Raw genomic sequence first — 20,312 nt, 5'->3', positions numbered from 1 at the left:
GGTGGCAGGGCGCTTTCCGTATTTTTGTGCTGGTGTACGGGGCTCGTTACTTTTGTGCTGGTGTACGGGGCTCGTTCTGTGCCGGCGTACGGGGCTCGCCAAGCCTCAGGTACGAAGCTCAGCGGGCCTTGCGTACGGGGCTCAGCGCGACTCGACCGGGACGAAGTCGCGCAGGACCTCACCCGTGTAGATCTGGCGCGGGCGGCCGATGCGGGAGCCGGGCTCCTTGATCATCTCGTGCCACTGGGCGATCCAGCCCGGGAGGCGGCCGAGGGCGAAGAGGACCGTGAACATCTCGGTCGGGAAGCCCATGGCGCGGTAGATCAGGCCGGTGTAGAAGTCGACGTTCGGGTACAGGCTGCGCGAGACGAAGTAGTCGTCGGAGAGCGCGTGCTCCTCCAGCTTGAGCGCGATGTCCAGCAGCTCGTCGGACTTGCCGAGCGCGGAGAGGACGTCGTGCGCGGCCGCCTTGATGATCTTCGCCCGGGGGTCGAAGTTCTTGTAGACGCGGTGGCCGAAGCCCATCAGGCGGACGCCGTCCTCCTTGTTCTTCACCTTGCGGATGAAGGAGTCGACGTCGCCGCCGGAGGCCTGGATGCCCTCCAGCATCTCCAGGACGGACTGGTTGGCGCCGCCGTGCAGCGGGCCCCAGAGGGCGGAGATACCGGCGGAGATCGAGGCGAACATGTTCGCCTGCGAGGAGCCGACCAGGCGGACCGTCGAGGTCGAACAGTTCTGCTCGTGGTCCGCGTGCAGGATCAGGAGCTTGTCGAGCGCGGCGACGACGACCGGGTCCAGCTCGTACTCCTGGGCGGGGACCGAGAAGGTCATGCGCAGGAAGTTCTCGACGTACCCGAGGTCGTTGCGCGGGTAGACGAAGGGGTGGCCGATCGACTTCTTGTAGGCGTACGCCGCGATCGTCGGAAGCTTGGCGAGAAGGCGGATCGTGGAGAGGTGACGCTGCTTCTCGTCGAACGGGTTGTGGCTGTCCTGGTAGAACGTCGACAGGGCGCTGACCACCGACGACAGCATCGCCATCGGGTGGGCGTCGCGGGGGAAGCCCTGGAAGAAGCGCTTGACGTCCTCGTGCAGCAGGGTGTGCTGCGTGATCTCGCCCTTGAAGGCGGAGAGCTCGTCGACGTTCGGCAGTTCGCCGTTGATCAGGAGGTACGCCACCTCAAGGAAGGTGGAGCGCTCGGCCAGCTGCTCGATCGGGTAGCCGCGGTACCGGAGGATGCCCTGCTCACCGTCGAGGTAGGTGATAGCGGATTTATAGGCGGCAGTGTTGCCGTACCCGCTGTCCAGAGTCACCAGCCCGGTCTGGGCGCGCAGCTTCCCGATGTCGAAGCCCTTGTCGCCTACGGTGCTGTCGATCACCGGGTAGGTGTACTCGCCATCGCCGTACCGCAGTACTACAGAGTTGTCGCTCACGTCATCCCTCACCGACGTTGTGCCTCTTCTTTGAGGTGCCCTGACTGTCTCTACCATCCCCCATTTGGCCCTGGAGAGTGCACTCGGGGTCGACCATTGGGCCCGTTGGCGGCACTGAGTGCCGCCAGGCTGCTCATCCTGCCCCCCTTCGCCCTGGATCCGGAAGTGCTGTGTGACCTTTGCGACTCATTTGATCGATCATTTTTTGTGATGCCGGGGGTCGGGCCCCCTGGCCCAGGCGACTTGGCGGCGCCGGGGCGGGGCGGCGGCGCCACGTGAACCACCCGATCGTGGCCGCCGATCGAGCCGGCCGACGGCCGTTCCGTCAGGCAGACCGGGCCGGGGTGTCGGCAGTGGTCTCCGCCGTCGGGCGGGAGCCGGAGAGGCGGAAGTCCAGGGCCGTGCACCGCCTGCCCGCCGACACCGTGCGCACCGCCTGGCCGATGGCCTTGCGGGAGCCCACGAGGACGACCAGCTTCTTGGCGCGGGTGACGGCCGTATAGAGCAGATTGCGCTGGAGCATCATCCACGCGCCCGTGGTGACGGGGATCACCACCGCCGAGTATTCGCTGCCCTGGGAGCGGTGGATGGTCACCGCGTACGCGTGGGCCAGCTCGTCGAGTTCGTCGAAGTCGTACGGCACCTCCTCGTCCTCGTCCGTCAGGACCGTCAGGCGCTGTTCGACGGGATCGAGCGAGGTGACGACGCCCACGGTGCCGTTGAAGACGCCGTTCTCGCCCTTCTCGTAATTGTTGCGAATCTGGGTGACCTTGTCGCCGACGCGGAAGACGCGGCCGCCGAAGCGCTTCTCGGCGAGGTCCGGGCGGCCGGGCGTGATCGCCTGCTGGAGCAGGCCGTTGAGGTTGCCGGCGCCTGCCGGGCCCCGGTGCATGGGTGCCAGGACCTGGACGTCCCGGCGCGGGTCGAGCCCGAACTTGGCCGGGATCCGCCGCGCCGCCACGTCCACCGTGAGCCGTCCCGCCTCCTCGGTGTCGTCCTCGACGAAGAGGAAGAAGTCCTTCATGCCGTCGGTGACGGGGTGCTGCCCGGAGTTGATCCGGTGCGCGTTCGTCACCACCCCCGACTGCTGGGCCTGGCGGAAGACCTGGGTCAGGCGGACGGAGGGGATGGGGCCCCCGTCGGCGAGCAGGTCTCTGAGGACCTCGCCCGCGCCGACGCTGGGGAGCTGGTCGACGTCTCCCACGAAGAGGAGGTGGGCGCCCGGGGGCACCGCCTTCACCAGCTTGTTGGCGAGGAGGAGGTCGAGCATGGAGGCCTCGTCCACGACCACCAGGTCGGCGTCCAGCGGACGGTCCTTGTCGTACGCCGCGTCGCCGCCCGGCTTGAGCTCCAGGAGCCGGTGCACGGTGGAGGCCTCGGCGCCGGTCAGCTCGGCGAGGCGCTTGGCCGCGCGGCCCGTGGGGGCGGCCAGGACGACCTTCGCCCGCTTCGCGCGCGCCAGTTCCACGATCGAGCGGACCGTGAACGACTTGCCGCAGCCGGGGCCGCCGGTGAGCACGGCGACCTTCTGGGTGAGCGCGAGCCGGACGGCCTCCTCCTGCGCCGCCGCCAGCTCCGCGCCCGTACGCCCCTTCAGCCACGCCAGCGCCTTGTCCCAGGCCACGTCGCGGAAGCCGGGCATCCGGTCCTCGCCGGTGCGCAGGAGACGCAACAGCTGGGCGGATAGGGAGAGTTCGGCGCGGTGGAAGGGGACGAGGTAGATCGCGGTCACGGGGGCAGCGCCACCGTCGGGGCCGGGCACCTTCTCCCGGACGACACCGGGCTCGGAGCCGTCCTCGCCGGGCTCCGCCAGCTCCGCGAGGCACTCGATGACCAGACCGGTGTCAACCTGCAGCAGCTTCACCGCGTCCGCGATCAGCCGCTCCTCCGGGAGAAAGCAGTGGCCCTGGTCGGCCGACTGCGAAAGGGCGTACTGAAGACCGGCCTTGACGCGCTCCGGGCTGTCGTGCGGGATGCCGACGGACTGGGCGATCTTGTCGGCGGTGAGGAAGCCGATGCCCCAGACGTCGGCCGCGAGGCGGTAGGGCTGGTTCTTGACCACGGAGATCGAAGCGTCGCCGTACTTCTTGTAGATGCGGACCGCGATGGACGTCGACACCTCGACCGTCTGGAGGAAGAGCATGACCTCCTTGATCGCCTTCTGCTCCTCCCAGGCGTCGGCGATCTTCTTGGTGCGCTTGGGGCCGAGGCCCGGGACCTCGATGAGCCGCTTGGGCTCCTCCTCGATGATCTGCAGGGTGTCCAGGCCGAAGTGCTGGGTGATGCGGTCGGCGAAGACCGGGCCGATGCCCTTGACCAGGCCGGAGCCGAGATAGCGGCGGATGCCCTGGACGGTGGCCGGCAGGACGGTCGTGTAGTTCTCGACGGTGAACTGCTTGCCGTACTGCGGGTGGGAGCCCCAGCGGCCCTCCATGCGCAGGGACTCGCCGACCTGGGCGCCGAGCAGCGCACCCACGACCGTGAGCAGGTCACCGCCTCCTCGTCCGGTGTCGACGCGGGCGACCGTGTAGCCGTTCTCCTCGTTGGCGTACGTGATCCGCTCCAGGACCCCTTCCACCACCGCCAGGTTCACCTGCCGGTTGCCTGCCTGATTGGACATGATCCGACGCTACAGGCCAGGTCCGACATCGCGGCCGGCCGGTGGACAACCTCGTCACGCCACCGAGCGGGCAGGGCCGTGACCCGCGTGCGAAAATGGGCGCTGGATCACACTTCGGTGTCCGAGGCCCGCCCATAACAGCATGGGGGAGCGGCCGTGGCGCCCGGCGTCCCCTCCCGCTGATCCCCTCGACACGCTGGGAGGCTCTCCGTGAGCGAACGTCTGCATACATGGCCGGCGCTGGTCTACAAGGACCTGGCGCCCATGATCGACTACGTGAACCGCGTGGTTCAGGTCGCGGGCAAGTACACCCTCGACGAGCCCTTCGAAGTCGGCTGGGGAAACATCGTCCTCGAAGTCACCCCCCGGGGGCTCAGTACGCCGACATTCCGGCAGGGAGGCGTGACCTTCGTGGTCCACTACCGCCTGCTCGACGGTGACGTGGTCATCGAGTCCGACAGCGGTTCGCGGACCCTGCCCTTGTCCAAGGGGTCGGTCGCCGCGTTCTTCGCGTCGTTCTGCGCCGCGGCGGCCGAGCTCGGCGTACACCGGCCGCACAGCTCGTTGATCTGCGAGATTCCGGATGCCCCGCCGACCTTCAGGGACGATCAGGTCGAACGTACGTGGGACGGCGATGCGGCCCGGCTGATGTGGACCGCGCTGGACCTCGCCGCCGACGGGCTAGAGGCGTGGCAGGCACCCTTCCTGGGACACCGTCCCCGGGTCGGTGTGATGTGGGGCGGGTTCGACCTGTCCGCGACGCGGTGGCGGGCGCAGCCCACCACGCCGCCGCCCCACGCTCCGCCGTTCCAGCAGAACGCCCAGCTCGACGCGTATGTGTCGGTGGGATTCTCCTTCGGGGACGCCAAGGCTCCGAACGCCGGCATGTACGCCTACATCTGGCCCCAGCCGGACGGACTCGAGGGCCGGTCCTGGGGTGTCGAGGGCGCGGCCTGGCATCCCGACGCCGGTCTGGTTCAGCTGCCGTGGGACAAACTCAGGGAGACACCGGACCCGCACCAGGCGATCGTCGCGTTCGGTGACGCCGTCTACGAAGCCGCTGTCGAGACGGCGGGCTGGCCGTCCGATCTCGTCGGGCCCCGTGTCGACGGCTGGTACATGAGCAGGACACCGCCCGAGCTCGTCGAGCACTAGCAACCAGCACGAACACCGTTGATCCACAAGGTTGATGCCGCGGGCGTGAGGCGCGGCCACCGCCGCCCCTCTCGCTCTCTCCGGATTCCCTTCCCGTTCCTTCCTCACCCGCTCCCTACGATGTTCCGTGGGCCAGAAGAAGCCATGCGGTACGCGGTGGGGGCGTGTGAGCATGCTCGTCACCTTCTCGGTCGTGAACGGCCGGGCTTGTGTACTCGGTCGTTCACACCTTGTCGCGCTCCCGACTGCCCCCTACGACGGGGCGGTCACGGGTCGCATCTCCCGCCGTCGGCTATGCCAGGAGCGGGACGGGCATGGTGACGGATGCCCACGCCGAGCGCGCGCGGTCGCGCACGTTGACCCCGGCGACGTGGTCGGCGGGCCCAGAGAGGCCGCATCGACGACAGGAAAAATGGTCCCGATCGGGCCGGTTGGCCTTCTCGGTGTGCCCGCAGCGCGGACAGCGCTGCGAGGTGTAAGCCGCATCCACCTCCAGAAACGGCACCCCGGCCTGTCTGGCTTTATAGGCGAGGTGCTGCCCGAGCTGGTGGAAGGGCCAGGAGGAGAGGGTGCCCCGCTGGTCGCGTCGAAGCCGTACCCGCTCACGGATACCGTCCAGCTGCCCGACGGCGATCCCGCGACCGGTGCGTTGCGCAACGGACACAATCTCCTTGCTGATCCGGTGGTTCACATGCGTGGCATGGCGCTGTTCCTTCTTCGCGCGGCGGGCCGCGCGGCGGGTGGCCGAGCGGGTCTGTTTCTTCTGCAGCTCCGCGCGCTTGCGAGCACACCAGTGCGCCAGCAGCGCTGCGGGCACTCTGCGCCAGGCCCACGAAGGACGCGTGCGGCGGCAGCCGGCGGTGACACGCTTCGAGGGGGCCCGGTCCGTCGACCAGGCCCCCTCGGGTTCCCCCCTCCACCGTCAGAACCCCCGCGATCCCCCCAGATCCCCCTCCAGAAGTTCTGACACCCAGTACGACCCACCGCCCGCCGAAAGGGTTGCACGGTCCCCCGGGACTTTTTCCGGGACCACTTCCTCATCCCGTCACGGGAGCACCTGTGCGCATCCCCTCACGGGATCACGTGTGCGATGAAACGCTCCGCGGTCTCCGCCAGGACCTCCCGGCCGTCCCGGGCCCACAGCCCGTCGTTGAACAGCTCGACCTCGATGGGACCGGTGTACCCGGCGGCCTCGACGTACCCCTTCCACTCCCGCAGGTCGAGCGCGCCGTCCCCGATCTGCCCGCGCCCGTTGAGGACACCCTCCGGCAACGGGGTGACCCAGTCGGCGAGTTGGAAGGCGTGGATACGGCCGCCGGAGCCCGCGCGGGCGATCTGCTCCGGTGCGGTGTCGTCCCACCAGATGTGGTACGTGTCCACCGTGACGCCGACCTGATGCGCGGGGAAGCGTTCCGCGAGGTCGAGGGCCTGGGCGAGGGTGGAGACCACACAGCGGTCGGCCGCGTACATGGGGTGCAGCGGCTCGATGGCCAGGCGTACGCCGCGGGATTCCGCGTACGGGCCCAACTCCCCCAGCGCGTCGGCTATCCGCTCCCGCGCGCCGCGCAGGTCCCTGGAGCCCGCCGGGAGGCCGCCCGACACCAGCACCAACGTGTCCGTGCCCAGCGTCGCCGCCTCGTCGACCGCCCGGCGGTTGTCGGCGAGGGCCTTGGCGCGCGCGGCCGGGTCGATCGCCGTGAAGAAGCCGCCGCGGCACAGCGTCGTCACCGTCAGGCCCGCGGCGCGGACCAGCTTGGCCGTCGCCTCCACGCCGTACGCCTGGACCGGCTCGCGCCACAGGCCCACGTTGCCGATGCTCAACGCGCCGCAGGTCTCTGCGAGTTCGGGCAGCGACAACTGCCTGACCGTCATCTGGTTGATGGAGAAGCGGGACAGTGAAGCGTTCACTGGCCCACCCCGTACATCGCGAGCAGGTTCTTCATCCGTTCCTCCGCGAGTTCGGGATCCGGGAACAGGCCCAGGCCGTCGGCCAGTTCGTAGGCGCGGGCGAAGTGCGGGAGCGAGCGGGCCGACTGCAGGCCGCCCACCATCGTGAAGTGTGTCTGGTGGCCCGCGAGCCAGGCCAGGAAGACGACGCCCGTCTTGTAGAAGCGGGTGGGGGTCTGGAAGAGGTGGCGGGACAACTCGACCGTGGGGTCGAGGAGTTCGCGGAAGCCCTTCGCATCGCCCGTGTCCAGGACCCGTACCGCCTCCGCCGCCAGCGGGCCCAGCGGGTCGAAGACGCCGAGCAGCGCGTGGCTGAAGCCCTGCTCGTCACCCGCGATCAGCTCGGGGTAGTGGAAGTCGTCGCCCGTGTAGCAGCGGACGCCGTCTGTGAGGCGGCGGCGGATGCCGGTCTCGCGCCGGGCGTCCAGCAGCGACACCTTGATGCCGTCCACTTTGCCGGGGTGGGCGGCGATGACCTCCAGGAAGGTGTCCGTCGCCGCGTCCAGGTCGCTCGACCCCCAGTAGCCCTCCAGCGCCGGGTCGAACATCGGGCCGAGCCAGTGCAGGATCACGGGCTCGGCGGACTGCCGGAGCAGATGGCCGTACACCTCCAGGTAGTCCTGGGGGCGCCTGGCGGCCGCGGCCAGCGCGCGCGAGGCCATCAGGATCGCCTGGGCACCCGACTCCTCGACGACGGCCAGCTGCTCCTCGTACGCCGTGCGGATCTCCTCCAGGCGGGCCGGGCCGGCGAGCTGGTCCGTGCCGACGCCGCAGGCGATACGGCCGCCGACCGCCTCGGCCTCCGCCGCGGACCGGCGGATCAGCTCCGCCGCGCCCGCCCAGTCCAGACCCATGCCCCGCTGGGCGGTGTCCATCGCCTCGGCGACACCCAGCCCGTGCGACCACAGGTGGCGGCGGAAGGCGAGGGTCGCGTCCCAGTCGACGGCGGCGGGCGCGTCGGGGGACACGTCCGCGTACGGGTCGGCGACCACGTGCGCGGCCGCGAAGACCGTACGGGAGGTGAAGGGGGCGCCGGCTGCGAAGGCGAGGGGCTCGGTGCGCGGCTCGTAGGACCGCACACGGCCGCGCGCGTCCGGGAGTTGGAGGGTCACAGCGCGATCTCCGGTAGGTCGAGACGGCGGCCCTGCGCCGCGGACTTCAGGCCCAGTTCGGCGAGCTGGACGCCGCGGGCGCCGGCCAGCAGGTCCCAGTGGTAGGGCGCGCCGGCGTAGACGTGCCGCAGGAACAGCTCCCACTGGGCCTTGAAGGCGTTGCCGAAGTCCGCGTTGTCCGGGACCTCCTGCCACTGGTCGCGGAAGGAGTACGCCGCCGGGAAGTCCGGGTCCCAGACCGGCTTCGGGGTCGCGGACCGGTGCTGGACGCGGCAGGTGCGCAGGCCGGCCACGGCCGAGCCCTCCGTGCCGTCCACCTGGAACTCCACCAGCTCGTCGCGGTTCACGCGCACCGCCCACGACGAGTTGATCTGGGCGATCGCGCCCCCTGCGAGCTCGAAGACGCCGTACGCGGCGTCGTCGGCCGTGGCGTCGTACGGCTTGCCCCGCTCGTCCCAGCGCTGCGGGATGTGGGTGGCGGTGAGCGCCTGGACGGAGGTGACGCGGCCGAACAGTTCGTGCAGGACGTACTCCCAGTGCGGGAACATGTCGAGGACGATGCCGCCGCCGTCCTCGGCGCGGTAGTTCCAGGAGGGGCGCTGGGCCGGCTGCCAGTCGCCCTCGAAGACCCAGTAGCCGAACTCCCCGCGGATGGACAGGATCCGGCCGAAGAAGCCGCCGTCGACGAGGCGCTTGAGCTTGCGCAGGCCGGGGAGGAAGAGCTTGTCCTGGACGACGCCGTGCCGCACCCCCTTCTCGGCCGCCAGGCGGGCCAGTTCCAGGGCGCCGTCCAGGCTCGTCGCCGTCGGCTTCTCGGTGTAGATGTGCTTGCCCGCCGCGATGGCCTTCTTGATCGCCTCCTCGCGGGCCGAGGTGACCTGCGCGTCGAAGTAGATGCCGACGGCCGGGTCGGCCAGGACGGCGTCCAGGTCGGTCGACCAGTGCTCCAGGCCGTGCTGCTCGGCGAGCGCCCTCAGGGCGTGTCCGCGGCGGCCGACGAGCACGGGTTCGGGCCACAGCACGGTGCCGTCGCCCAGGTCGAGGCCGCCCTCGTCGCGCAGGGCGAGGATCGAGCGGACGAGGTGCGGGCGGTGGCCCATGCGTCCCGTCACGCCGTTCATGGCGATACGCACCGTCTCGCGTGTCACGTCATTCCCTCCGTACGCGGGGTGCGCGCCGCGTGTGCTCCACCGGGCTCTGGCTCCACTGGCGAGCGTGACGGCAAGCGCTTTCTATGCGCAAGAAACTAGCCTCTGATCAGCTGTCGGACAAGACCGTGACGATGACGAGTTGTTCGAGGGGGCGAACAACGGGGGCTGATGGCCGTATGGTCTGCACGGGCGTGGCGCGGGCCTGCGGGGGCGGGGCCCCTGGGGAGATGGTCCGTGCGAGGTACGACGAGGTGCGACGAGATGCGTGACCGTGACCGGAGGACGACGAGATGACCGTGACCCTGGCGGACGTGGCGGCGCGTGCCCAGGTCTCGCCCGCGACGGTGTCGCGCGTGCTGAACGGGAACTACCCCGTGGCCGCCTCCACCCGTGAGCGGGTGCTGCGGGCCGTGGACGAGTTGGACTACGTCCTGAACGGCCCGGCGAGCTCACTTGCCGCGGCGACGTCCGACCTAGTCGGCATCCTCGTCAACGACATCGCCGACCCGTTCTTCGGAATCATGGCGGCCGCGATCCAGTCGGAGATCGGCGGCCCCGGGGGCCGCGCGGGCGGGGAACGGCTCGGAGTCGTGTGCAACACCGGCGGCTCCCCGGAGCGCGAACTCACCTACCTCACGCTCCTCCAGCGCCAGCGCGCCGCCGCGGTCGTCCTCACCGGAGGCGCCGTCGAGGACAACGCGCACGCCTCTGCCGTCGCCGCGAAGCTGCGCAAGCTGGCCGAGGCGGGGACCCGGGTCGTCCTGTGCGGGCGCCCGCCCGCGCCCGAGGCCGCCGAGGCGATCGCGCTCACCTTCGACAACCGCGGCGGCGGACGGCAGCTCACCGAGCACCTGATCGGGCTCGGGCACCGGCGGCTCGGTTACATCGCGGGGCCCGAGGAGCGGACGACGACGCGGCACCGTCTGGAAGGCCACCGCGCCGCACTGGCCGCGCACGGGATCGACGACGATCCGCGGTGGACGGTGCACGGCCGCTACGACCGCCGTTCCGGCTACGAGACCACGCTCGAACTCCTGCGCCGCGACCCGTCGTTGACGGCCGTCGTCGCCGCGAACGACACGGTGGCACTCGGCGCGTGCGCCGCCCTGCGGGACTCCGGGCTGCGCATCCCCGACGACGTGTCCGTAGCCGGGTTCGACGACCTGCCCTTCAGCATCGACGCGGTGCCTGCCCTCACCACCGTGCGGCTCCCTCTCTCCGAGGCAGGCGCCCGCGCCGGGCGGATCGCCATGGGTCGCGAAGAGCCGCCGCCGGGTGGGATCGCCACGGTGCGGGGGGAGTTGATGGTGCGGGGGTCCACGGGGGCGCCGCGGGTGTGAACCCGCCGTCGCCCGAACGGCAACCGGCCGGCGGCGTCGGTGCGGGGGCCGCCCTTCACGGCGCCGGTGTGCCGCGCACGTTCGAGCCCGCCTCCGCGACCCCCGCCACCCCCCTCGCCGTTGCCCCGCCCCCGTCGCCCCCGCCGCCGCGGGCGGGCAGGGGTGCGTCCACCGGTCAGCCACGAGGGATAGGCGGGGCGCGAAGGTCCGCTCTATCCTCGGAGGAGCGATATCTCTGACTGCGTCAACCATCCGGGGCCATCATGACCGTCCAGGACATCCGCTCCTTCAACCGCTTCTATACGAACATGATCGGCGCGCTCGACTACGGCCGGCACCTCTACGCCCCCTACACCCTCACCGAGTCCCGCGTGCTCTATGAGCTCGCGCACTCCCCGCGTACGGACGCGGTGGACCTGCGCACCGAACTCTCCCTGGACTCGGGGTACTTGAGCCGCATCCTCAACAAGTTCGAGCAGGACGGTCTGGTCGAGCGGGGCCCGTCCGAGAAGGACCCGCGCCGCCGCCGGATCACGCTCACCGCGCGGGGCCGGGACGCCGCCGACCTGCTCGACGAGCGTGCGCGGGACACCGTGGGTTCGCTGCTCGCCTCCGTGGCCCCCGCCGAGCGGAAGCGGCTCGCGGAGGCGATGCACACGGTGCGGACGATCCTCAGTGAGCGCCGGTCCCCGCGCCCCGAGGACGTCGTGCTGCGCGAGCCCGGCCCCGGTGACCTCGGCTGGATCGTGCAGCGCAACGCCGCGCTGTACGCGGCCGAGTACGGGTGGAACACCGACTACGAGGGCCTGGTCGCGAGGATCGTCGCCGACTTCGCCGAGGATCACGATCCGCATCTGGAGCGGGTGTGGATCGCCGAGCTCGACGGGCGGCCCGTGGGATCCGTGATGTGCGTACGGGACGATGTCCCCGGCACCGCCCGGCTCCGTCTGCTCCTCGTCGAGCCGGACGCGCGCGGGCTGGGCATCGGCGACCGGCTGGTCGCCTCCGTCGTCGACTTCGCGCGCGGCGTCGGCTATCGGGAACTCGTCCTGTGGACCAACGACGTCCTGACCGCCGCCCGCCGCATCTACCAGCGCCATGGCTTCGTCCTCGTCTCCGAGAAACCGCACCGCTCGTTCGGCGCGGACCTCGTCGGCCAGGACTGGCGCGTGGACCTGCACGGCGCACGGGAGGACTGACGAAGCCGGCCTTCACGGCCGTGCGGACGGGCTCGGAGACCCGTCGCTCGCCGACGTGCGCGGCCAACTGCGGGTCTCCGCCACCGAGTTGATCAGGCGGCCAGCCGGGCCGCGTCGGCGCGGTTACGGGCGCGGAGCGGGCCCAGGCCCCAGAGCAGGACGAACCAGGCCAGCGCGGCGCCCCCGCCGACGACGGCCGCGAAGGCGCCGAGCGCCAGTTCCAGGATCAGCATGAGCGCCGAGCTGATGGCCAGCGCCAGGAAGGTCAGGCCCGCGACCAGACAGCGGTGGGCGGAGGTGACGAGTTCGCCCTTCAGGCGGTGCCCACACATGAAGCGGTGCAGGGCGGCGGGCGCCAGCAGCGTGCCGGCCGCCCCGATCGAGCAGGCGAGCGACACACAGTAGACGCACCGCTCGAGGAACGTGCTCCCGGTGAACGCCGGAGTCACCCCGAGGTAGAGCAGCGACGCGAAGAGGATCTGGATCCCGCACTGGGCGATGCGCACCTCCTGGAGGATCTCCGCGTACGCCCGGTCGAGCCGCTGCACCCGGGACTCCTGGTGCGCGGGCAGGGCCGGGACGTCGAGCAGAGGGCGGTGCTGGGTGTTCTCCATGGGGTTCTCGATGGGGTTCACGACGGTGTTCGCCATGGGATTCGCCATGGGGTTCGCCTCCTGACGGATCGAATACACAGGGGAAGGGAACAGGGGGAAGTACACGAGGGAGGAAGGGAGCTGAGGGGAGGGGAGGAGAGGAGAGGTGGGGGGAGGGGAGGGGAGTTGGGGGTACCGGGTCAACGTACTGAGGCGGTCACTGCCCGGCGCTGGTCAGCCGCACAGCGTGCGGGGCCATCGGTTGTGCAGGGGGCGTTCCCTTTTCGTTCGTCTGGAATTCACCTTCACCCAGTGACCCGAGGCACAGCCGCTCCGTCAGACGCGTCACGTCGGTTTCACGGCGTTCACGCATTCGACATGCTTCGCTACCCTCCGGGCCTATGCCCGCCGATTCCCAGGCCGTGCTCACGGCCGCAGCCAGGCGCGTACTCGACCAACTCCCCGAACTCACCCGGCGGATCGTCGGACTGATCGTGGCCCGGGAGGCCATGTACCAGTCCGCGGGCGCCGTACCGCAGGACGTGCTCAGCCAGTCCGTGGGGAACAACGCCCGGCAGATCCTCGAAGCGCTGGCCGGCACCAAGCGGCCGGCGGACGAGGAACTGGCGGTCGCCCGCACCACGGGCCGCCGCCGGGCACAGCAGGGCGTCCCGCTCGAAGCCGTCCTGCGCGCCTACCGGCTGGCGACCCAGCCGATCCTGAACGCCCTGCTGGCCGAGATCCGCGGCACACCGTACGAGGGGCTGGCCGCCTTCCTCGAAGTGACCAGCGCCGTCATGAAGGTGATGGACCGTCACTCGGAGGCCGTCGTGGCCGGCTACCGGCAGACGGAGGCCGAACTGCGGGCGCGCGACGCACAGCGCCAACAGGCCACGTTCGACGCACTGCTGGAGGGGCGGGGCGGTGACCCCGAGACCGCCGCCGAGGCACTGTCCGTGCTCGGCCTGCCGTCCCCGGGGCCGTACGCGTTCGTCGTCGCGCCCTTCGACATCGCCGCCCACCACACCTTCAGCGCCGCCCAGGACGCGTGCGCGGCCTACTCGTACAGCGCGGCCTGGCGCATCCGGGGGGACCGTGAGATCGGCCTGCTGGCCCTGGGCAACGCTCCGGTGTCCCGGCTGATCGCCGCGCTGCGCCGCAACCCGGTCGGCCGGGTCGGCGTCTCGGGCCCCTTCGAGGCGCTGCACGAGGTGCCGGAGGCCCACCGCATGGCGGAGATCGCGCTGCGGACCCTGCCGCGGCAGAGCGCCGAGGTGGCGTGGATCGAGGAGCGGCTCCCGGAGGCGCTGGTCATCTCCAGTCCGGGGCTGGCGACCCGGCTGGCCCGGCAGGCGCTCGGACCGCTGCTCGACCTCCCGGCGGAGGAACGGGACGTCCTGCTGCAGACGCTGGCCGTCTGGTACCACAACGGCCGCTCCGCGGCGCGCTCCGCGGAGCTGCTGTTCTGCCACCGGAACACCATCCTCAACCGCCTTCGGCGCATCGAGAGCCTGAGCGGGCGGTCCCTGGAGGACCACAGGTTCCTGCTCACCTGCTATCTCGGGCTGCTCACCCTCCAGCACCTGCCCGAGGCGCGGCCGGAGTGGGCCGCTCTGATCAACCGCGTGCCAACTCCGTGATTCTCGCTGGGAGTTGGTACAACCGATGTCGCCGGACCCTGTGCGCCTGCCCAGCGCGCACCCCGTACGCTCCGCCTACCTTCCGAACACACCCCTCGAAACCCCCCTGTGAATCCCCGGGAATCCCCGCAATTCTCGCAATTCCCGGAATCCACCAGGCCTCGTACGGCCCCCGGAAGGTGAACATGAACATGAGCGTGCTGTCCGCGTCCCGACGAACCGAAGGCGGGAGCCGGGCCCTGGTGATCGGCGCCGGGGTCAGCGGGCTGACCACGGCACTGTGTCTGCGGCGCAGGGGCCTCGCGGTCACCGTCGTCGCCGACAAACTCTCCCCCGACATCGTCTCCGCCGTCGCCGGCGCCCTGTGGGAGTGGCCGCCGGCCGTGTGCGGACACCACCAGGACACGATCTCCCTGAAGCGCTCCAAGGAGTGGTGCATGGTCTCCTACCGCGCCTTCACGGAGCTGAGCGGGGACCCGGCCACCGGAGTACGCCTCCGCCCCGCCGTCTCCTATTTCCGCCGCCCCGTGGCCGAAGTCCCGCGCGAACTGGCCAAGATGCGGGAGCTGAGCCACCTGCCGGGCTTCCGCCACGACGCCGCCCTGATCACCGAGAACCGCCTGGGGGAGGGCGCGAAGGCAGTCGACGCCTACACCCATCTCGCACCGGTGATCGACACCGAGGCGTACATGGACTGGCTGCTGGCCCGGGTGCTCACCGCCGGGGCCACCCTCGTCCAGGGCATGATCGACTCCGGGTTGGTGACACACGAACAGGACCTGCTGCGCCGGTACGACGCCGACGTCATCGTCAACTGCGCCGGCCTGGGGGCGATGTTCCTGTCCCCCGACGCCTCGATGTACCCACTGCGCGGCGCCCTCTTCCACGTACGCAACGACGACCGCATGTTCCCCCGCATCACCACCGCGCACCTGATGGCCCACGACGACGCGCACCCCGGCCAGAACATGGTCTTCGTCGTCCCGCGCAACGACACCACGCTCGTGCTCGGCGGACTCGTCGAGGAGGGCGAGTGGTCCATCGACCTGGCCTACCGCCACGAGCCGGTACGGGCGATGGTCCGCCGCTGCTCGGAGTTCCTCCCGATGCTCCGCGACGCCATCCCTCTCCCCGACCCGGTACGCGTCGGAGTCCGCCCGGCACGCAAGGGGAACGTCCGCCTGGAGACCGAGTTCGGCACCCGGATCGTGCACAACTACGGCCACGGCGGCTCCGGTTTCACCCTCTCCTGGGGCTGCGCCGAGGAGGCCGCGGAACTCGCGGCCCGGATCGCCTGACCCGGTACCCACCACTGACACGAGGAGGACGCTGTGCTGAGCACCATGCAGGACGTACCCCTGCTGATCTCGAGGATCCTGACCCACGGGTCGACGGTCCACGGCACATCGCAGGTGACCACCTGGACGGGCGAGGGCCGGCCGCGGCATCGCTCGTACGCGGAGATCGGCGACCGCGCGGGCCAGTTGGCGCATTCGCTGCGCGACGATCTGGGGGTGACGGGCGACGAGCGGGTCGCGACGCTGATGTGGAACAACGCCGAGCATGTCGAGGCGTACTACGCGATCCCGTCCATGGGCGCGGTCCTGCACACCCTCAACCTCCGTCTGCCCTCGGAGCAGTTGACCTTCATCGTCAACCATGCCGCCGATCGTGTGGTCGTCGTCAACGGTTCGCTGCTTCCGCTGCTGGCGCCGCTCCTGCCCCATCTGCCGACCGTCGAGCATGTGGTCGTGTCGGGGCCCGGTGACCGTTCGCTGCTCGACGGCACGTCCGTGCGGGTGCACGAGTACGAGGAGCTGCTCGCCGGGAAGCCGACGACGTACGACTGGCCGGAGCTCGACGAGCGGCAGGCCGCGGCCATGTGCTACACCTCCGGGACGACCGGCGACCCCAAGGGCGTGGTGTACAGCCACCGCTCCGTCTACCTGCACTCCATGCAGGAGAACATGGCCCAGTCCATGGGGCTCACCGACATGGACACGTCCCTCGTCGTGGTGCCGCAGTTCCACGTCAACGCCTGGGGGCTGCCCTACGCCGGGTTCATGACCGGCGCCGGTCTGCTCATGCCGGACCGTTTTCTGCAGCCCGCGCCGATCGCCGAGATGATCGAGAGCGAGCGGCCCACGCACGCCGCCGCGGTCCCCACCATCTGGCAGGGCCTGCTCGCCGAGCTGCACGCCAAGCCCCGTGACGTCTCCTCCCTCACCCAGGTCACCATCGGCGGCTCGGCCTGCCCGCCCTCACTCATGGCCGCCTTCGACGAGCTGGGCATGCGGGTCTGCCACGCCTGGGGCATGACCGAGACCTCACCGCTCGGCACCATCGCCCGGCCGCCGGCCCACGCGGTGGGCACGGACGAGGAGTTCGCCTACCGGCTCACCCAGGGCCGCTTCCCCGCCGGCGTCGAGGCCCGCCTCACCGGCCCCAGCGGCGAACGCCTCCCCTGGGACGGCAAATCCGCCGGCGAACTGGAGGTCCGCGGCCCCTGGATCGCCGGCGCCTACTACGGCGGCCAGGGCACCGAACCACTGCGCCCCGCCGACAAGTTCAGTGAAGACGGCTGGCTCAAGACCGGTGACGTCGGCACCATCAGCCCCGACGGCTTCCTCACCCTCACCGACCGCGCCAAGGACGTCATCAAGTCGGGCGGCGAATGGATCTCCTCCGTCGACCTGGAGAACGCCCTCATGTCCCACCCCGACGTCGCCGAAGCCGCCGTCGTCGCCGTCCCCGACGACAAGTGGGGCGAACGCCCCCTGGCCACCGTCGTCCTCAAACAGGGCGCCACCGCCGACTTCGCCACCCTGCGCACCTTCCTCGCCGAAGAAGGCCGGATCGCCAAGTGGCAGCTCCCCGAACGCTGGACGATCATCCACTCCGTCCCCAAGACCAGCGTCGGCAAGTTCGACAAGAAGGAACTCCGCAGGCAGTACGCCGAAGGCGCACTGGACGTCACCCTGTTCTGACGCGCTCTCGGTCATGCCCTCCTCATGCCGGCTCACTGACCTGTTCCCTCGATGGAACGCCCGCCTTGTCGGCCTTCTTCGACGGCGCCAGTGACGTCAGCGCCACCCCTCCCACCAGCAGGGCTGCCGCTCCCCAGCGCAGAGGGCTGATCGGCTCGCATCCAACCCCATCCGGCACCCCCGCCCCAACTTCCGGATCCGGGGAACCCGGCCCCCTCCCCCTTCGTCCAATCCGCAAGCTGCCGGATGAGTCTCCGCAGTGCGGTGTCGGCCTCGCTGCTGGCTGCGATCGCTGACCACCCTCTCCGCCGCCTGCGGCCGGCAGCATGCCGTCACCGGCGCGCCCCCCTCCAACTGCGCCGGTGACGGCCCCGACCCGGGTTACTGTGCACACCCTTGACTGGAAGAAACTTCCTGGATATTCGTGACTCCTCGGAAGTTTCCTTCACCAGGGAAGGAGCGCACGTGCGCGACTCCAGCACGGGAAACACAGGAAACACCGCCAGACCGGACAGACCGGCGACACCGACATCACCGGTGACTTCGCCGACTCCGTCCCGGCGTACGGTTCTCGCCGCCACCGCGGGCGTCACCGCCGCACTCGCCACCGGCACCTCCGCGTACGCCGAAGGCACCCGTCCCCACGACGACAACAAACTCCGCGCCCTCATCTCCCGTATGACGCTGGAGGAGAAGGTCGGCCAGCTCTTCGTGATGCGCGTGTACGGCCACTCCGCCACCGCGCCCGACCAGGCCGACATCGACGCCAACCTCAAGGAGATCGGCGTCCGCACGGCCGCCGAGCTGATCGCCAAGTACCGGGTCGGCGGGATCATCTACTTCGCCTGGGCGCACAACACCCGGAACCCCCATCAGACAGCGGATCTCTCCAACGGGATCCAGAAGGCGTCCCTCGACCAGCCGCGCGGGCTGCCCGTTCTCGTCTCCACCGACCAGGAGCACGGGATAGTGGCACGCGTGGGCAAGCCCGCGACGCTGTTCCCGGGCGCGATGGCCATCGGCGCGGGCGGTTCGCGGTCCGACGCCCGCACCCTCGGCCGTATCGCCGGTGCCGAACTGCGCGCCATCGGCATCCGCCAGGACTACTCCCCCGTCGCCGACGTGAACGTCAACCCGGCCAACCCGGTCATCGGCGTACGCTCCTTCGGCGCCGACCCGGACGCGGTGGCCGGTCTGGTCGCGGCCGAGGTGAAGGGGTATCAGGGATCCGGCGTCGCGGCCACCGCCAAGCACTTCCCCGGCCACGGCGACACCGCCGTCGACAGCCACTACGGCTTCCCCGTCATCACCCACAGCCGCGAACTGTGGTCGGAGCTCGACGCCACGCCCTTCCGGGCCGCCATCCGCGCCGGCATCGACTCGATCATGACCGCGCACATCATGGTCCCGGCACTCGACCCGGCCGGCGACCCGGCCACCCTCTCGCGCCCGATCCTCACCGGCATCCTGCGCGAGGAACTCGGTTACGACGGTGTCGTGGTGACGGACTCGCTCGGTATGGAGGGCGTACGGACGAAGTACGGCGACGACCGCGTCCCCGTCCTCGCGCTCAAGGCAGGTGTCGACCAGCTCCTCAACCCGCCCTCCCTGGACATCGCGTGGAACGCGGTCCTGAACGCCGTACGCGGCGGTGAGCTGACCGAGGCCCGCCTCGACGAGTCGATCCTGCGTGTCCTGCGCCTCAAGTCCAAGCTCGGGCTGCTGACCGACCCGTACGTCACCGACGACGGCGTCGACCGCGCGGTCGGCACCCCGGCGCACCTCCGGGCGGCCGACCGGATCGCGGAGGGCACGACGACCCTGCTGGTCAACAAGGAGGGCCTGCTTCCGCTGTCCCGCCGGCGCACCCCGAAGCTGCTGGTCGTGGGCGCCGACCCCGCCTCCCCCTCACTCTCCGACGGGCCGCCCACCACCGTCCTCGCCGCCGCCCTCACCGAACTCGGCTTCACCGCCACCGCCCTGTCCACCGGCATCACGCCCTCGGCGGCGACGATCGCCAAGGCGGTCGCGGCGGCTGAGGACGCGGACGCCGTCGTCGTCGGGACGTACAACGTGTCGGCGACCAGTTCCCAGAAGACCCTCGTCGAGCAACTCGTCGCCACCGGCGTCCCGGTGGTCGCGATCGCCATCAGGAACCCGTACGACGTCGCCCGGTTCCCCGGCGTGGGTGCCTACGTGGCCTCGTACTCCTGGACGGACGTGGAACTGCGCGCCGCCGCCCGGGTGATCGCCGGCCGGGTGAACCCGCGCGGCACACTGCCGGTGCCGGTGCAACGGGCGGACGACCCGGCGCAGGTGCTGTATCCGATCGGGTACGGCTTGACGTACTAGACGTACGCCATCGGAGACGGACTGACGTACGAGACGTACGTCGCACACCTCGCGCACCGCCCCCAATCGGCGCAAAGGACCCCACATGTCTGGCGTGTGCCCGCTGCGGCGGGTCACGCTGGGCGGGGGTATCGGGGGGAGCCATGCGAGGCAGTGCGTTGTGTGGGCGTTCCGTTGGGGCGGTGTGCGTGCTGGTGCTGGCCCTGGCCGTGCTCTGCGGATGCCAGCGCTGGTCCGGATCCGACTCCGGCGACGACGCGGCCGGCCCGACGCCGTCCTCGACGCGGCCCTCCGGATACGGGGCGGTGTTCCTCGCCGTCGAGGAGTGCAGCTCCTTCGGGACGACCAGCTTCACGGAGGTGTCCTGCTCCAGTGAACGGGCGGCGGCGCGGGTGATCGCCCGCTACGACGGCAAGGTGGCGGACGGCCCGTCCTGCCCCGCGACCACGGACTTCGTCCTGCACATCAGCCAGACCGCGCCCGCCTCCGACGAGGACGGCGACGGCGCGGTCCCCCAGGGCTACGCCTGTATGCGGGGGCTCCAGGCCCCGCACCCCGGCGACCCGGGCGGCGGCGGGGGCCCGCGCACCATCGTCGGCGACTGCGTCTACAGCGCGGGCGGCGGCCAGGTCCGCGAGACGGCCTGCGACGGCGAGGGCAGGAAACCCCCGGAGTACCGCGTGACGTCGGCCGTGACCGACCGCGCCAAGTGCCCGGCGGTCACGGCTCTTTACGTCCAGCTGGGCGGAAGCAAGCCGGTGGGCTGCGCCCGCCCGGTGTAGCCG

The 20,312-nt window shown here is 70.6% G+C and carries 15 protein-coding genes and 1 pseudogene; 8 read left to right on the top strand and 8 right to left on the bottom strand.

Annotated features, from left to right (window positions below):
* Positions 1 to 141: 141 nt before the first annotated feature.
* Together C4B68_RS25925 and recD2 are read right to left on the bottom strand one after the other, a co-directional pair.
* Positions 142 to 1,431, bottom strand: coding sequence for a citrate synthase (locus C4B68_RS25925; RefSeq protein ID WP_099499398.1), 1,290 nt, complete (start codon positions 1,429 to 1,431; stop codon positions 142 to 144).
* A 325-nt stretch (positions 1,432 to 1,756) separates the two neighbouring features.
* Positions 1,757 to 4,051: an SF1B family DNA helicase RecD2 gene (gene recD2 / locus C4B68_RS25920; RefSeq protein WP_099499399.1), complete on the bottom strand. Its 2,295-nt coding sequence runs from the start codon at positions 4,049 to 4,051 to the stop codon at positions 1,757 to 1,759.
* A 210-nt stretch (positions 4,052 to 4,261) separates the two neighbouring features.
* On the opposite strand from recD2, the gene C4B68_RS25915 reads away from it, so the two are divergent.
* Entirely contained in the window at positions 4,262 to 5,206 is a 945-nt protein-coding gene (locus tag C4B68_RS25915; protein WP_099499400.1) for a DUF5996 family protein, read from the top strand.
* A gap of 292 nt (positions 5,207 to 5,498) precedes the next feature.
* Here C4B68_RS25915 and C4B68_RS25910 read toward each other — a convergent pair whose 3' ends face one another.
* The 4 genes from C4B68_RS25910 to C4B68_RS25895 form a co-directional block, all read right to left on the bottom strand.
* Positions 5,499 to 6,023, bottom strand: coding sequence for an RNA-guided endonuclease TnpB family protein (locus tag C4B68_RS25910; protein ID WP_240634469.1), 525 nt, complete (start codon positions 6,021 to 6,023; stop codon positions 5,499 to 5,501).
* 254 nt (positions 6,024 to 6,277) lie between these two features.
* Positions 6,278 to 7,078: a sugar phosphate isomerase/epimerase family protein gene (locus tag C4B68_RS25905; RefSeq protein WP_099499526.1), complete on the bottom strand. Its 801-nt coding sequence runs from the start codon at positions 7,076 to 7,078 to the stop codon at positions 6,278 to 6,280.
* 32 nt (positions 7,079 to 7,110) lie between these two features.
* Positions 7,111 to 8,265: a dihydrodipicolinate synthase family protein gene (locus C4B68_RS25900; protein WP_099499401.1), complete on the bottom strand. Its 1,155-nt coding sequence runs from the start codon at positions 8,263 to 8,265 to the stop codon at positions 7,111 to 7,113.
* The gene (locus C4B68_RS25895) at positions 8,262 to 9,413 is read right to left on the bottom strand and encodes a Gfo/Idh/MocA family protein (RefSeq protein WP_099499402.1); all 1,152 of its coding nucleotides are present in this window, start codon (positions 9,411 to 9,413) and stop codon (positions 8,262 to 8,264) included. Before C4B68_RS25895 ends, C4B68_RS25900 begins: the two co-directional genes overlap by 4 nt.
* 293 nt (positions 9,414 to 9,706) lie before the next feature.
* Here C4B68_RS25895 and C4B68_RS25890 point away from each other — a divergent pair, with 293 nt between their 5' ends.
* Positions 9,707 to 10,756, top strand: a complete 1,050-nt coding sequence (locus C4B68_RS25890) for a LacI family DNA-binding transcriptional regulator (protein WP_099499403.1) — start codon at positions 9,707 to 9,709, stop codon at positions 10,754 to 10,756.
* A 263-nt stretch (positions 10,757 to 11,019) separates the two neighbouring features.
* On the top strand, positions 11,020 to 11,955 hold the full coding sequence (locus C4B68_RS25885) for a bifunctional helix-turn-helix transcriptional regulator/GNAT family N-acetyltransferase (protein WP_099499404.1): 936 nt from the start codon (positions 11,020 to 11,022) through the stop codon (positions 11,953 to 11,955).
* A 92-nt stretch (positions 11,956 to 12,047) separates the two neighbouring features.
* On the opposite strand, the gene C4B68_RS25880 is transcribed toward C4B68_RS25885, so the two are convergent.
* Positions 12,048 to 12,617: a DUF6328 family protein gene (locus tag C4B68_RS25880; RefSeq protein WP_099499405.1), complete on the bottom strand. Its 570-nt coding sequence runs from the start codon at positions 12,615 to 12,617 to the stop codon at positions 12,048 to 12,050.
* A gap of 332 nt (positions 12,618 to 12,949) precedes the next feature.
* On the opposite strand from C4B68_RS25880, the gene C4B68_RS25875 reads away from it, so the two are divergent.
* The 3 genes from C4B68_RS25875 (at position 12,950) to C4B68_RS25865 (ending at position 17,175) form a co-directional block, all read left to right on the top strand.
* On the top strand, positions 12,950 to 14,188 hold the full coding sequence (locus C4B68_RS25875) for a PucR family transcriptional regulator (protein WP_099499406.1): 1,239 nt from the start codon (positions 12,950 to 12,952) through the stop codon (positions 14,186 to 14,188).
* A 191-nt stretch (positions 14,189 to 14,379) separates the two neighbouring features.
* The gene (locus C4B68_RS25870; protein WP_099499527.1) at positions 14,380 to 15,486 is read left to right on the top strand and encodes an FAD-dependent oxidoreductase; all 1,107 of its coding nucleotides are present in this window, start codon (positions 14,380 to 14,382) and stop codon (positions 15,484 to 15,486) included.
* Positions 15,487 to 15,531: 45 nt separating this feature from the next.
* Positions 15,532 to 17,175, top strand: a complete 1,644-nt coding sequence (locus C4B68_RS25865; RefSeq protein ID WP_099499528.1) for a long-chain fatty acid--CoA ligase — start codon at positions 15,532 to 15,534, stop codon at positions 17,173 to 17,175.
* A gap of 22 nt (positions 17,176 to 17,197) precedes the next feature.
* Here the strand turns inward: C4B68_RS25865 and C4B68_RS44820 are convergent.
* Positions 17,198 to 17,332, bottom strand: a pseudogene (locus C4B68_RS44820) (EamA family transporter); the annotation flags it as partial.
* Positions 17,333 to 17,640: 308 nt separating this feature from the next.
* Between C4B68_RS44820 and C4B68_RS25855 the strand changes: the two are divergent.
* Positions 17,641 to 19,527 (top strand): glycoside hydrolase family 3 protein, encoded by a 1,887-nt coding sequence (locus tag C4B68_RS25855; RefSeq protein ID WP_099499407.1) that lies wholly within the window; start codon positions 17,641 to 17,643, stop codon positions 19,525 to 19,527.
* Positions 19,528 to 19,670: 143 nt separating this feature from the next.
* Complete coding sequence (locus C4B68_RS25850; protein ID WP_099499408.1) at positions 19,671 to 20,309, top strand: hypothetical protein; 639 nt, start codon at positions 19,671 to 19,673, stop codon at positions 20,307 to 20,309.
* The last annotated feature ends 3 nt before the right edge of the window (positions 20,310 to 20,312 follow it).

Source organism: Streptomyces dengpaensis (genome assembly GCF_002946835.1).
GTDB lineage: Bacteria > Actinomycetota > Actinomycetes > Streptomycetales > Streptomycetaceae > Streptomyces > Streptomyces dengpaensis.
The sequence above is the reverse complement of the archived record's forward strand: the minus strand, read 5'-3'. Positions and strand labels throughout refer to the sequence as shown.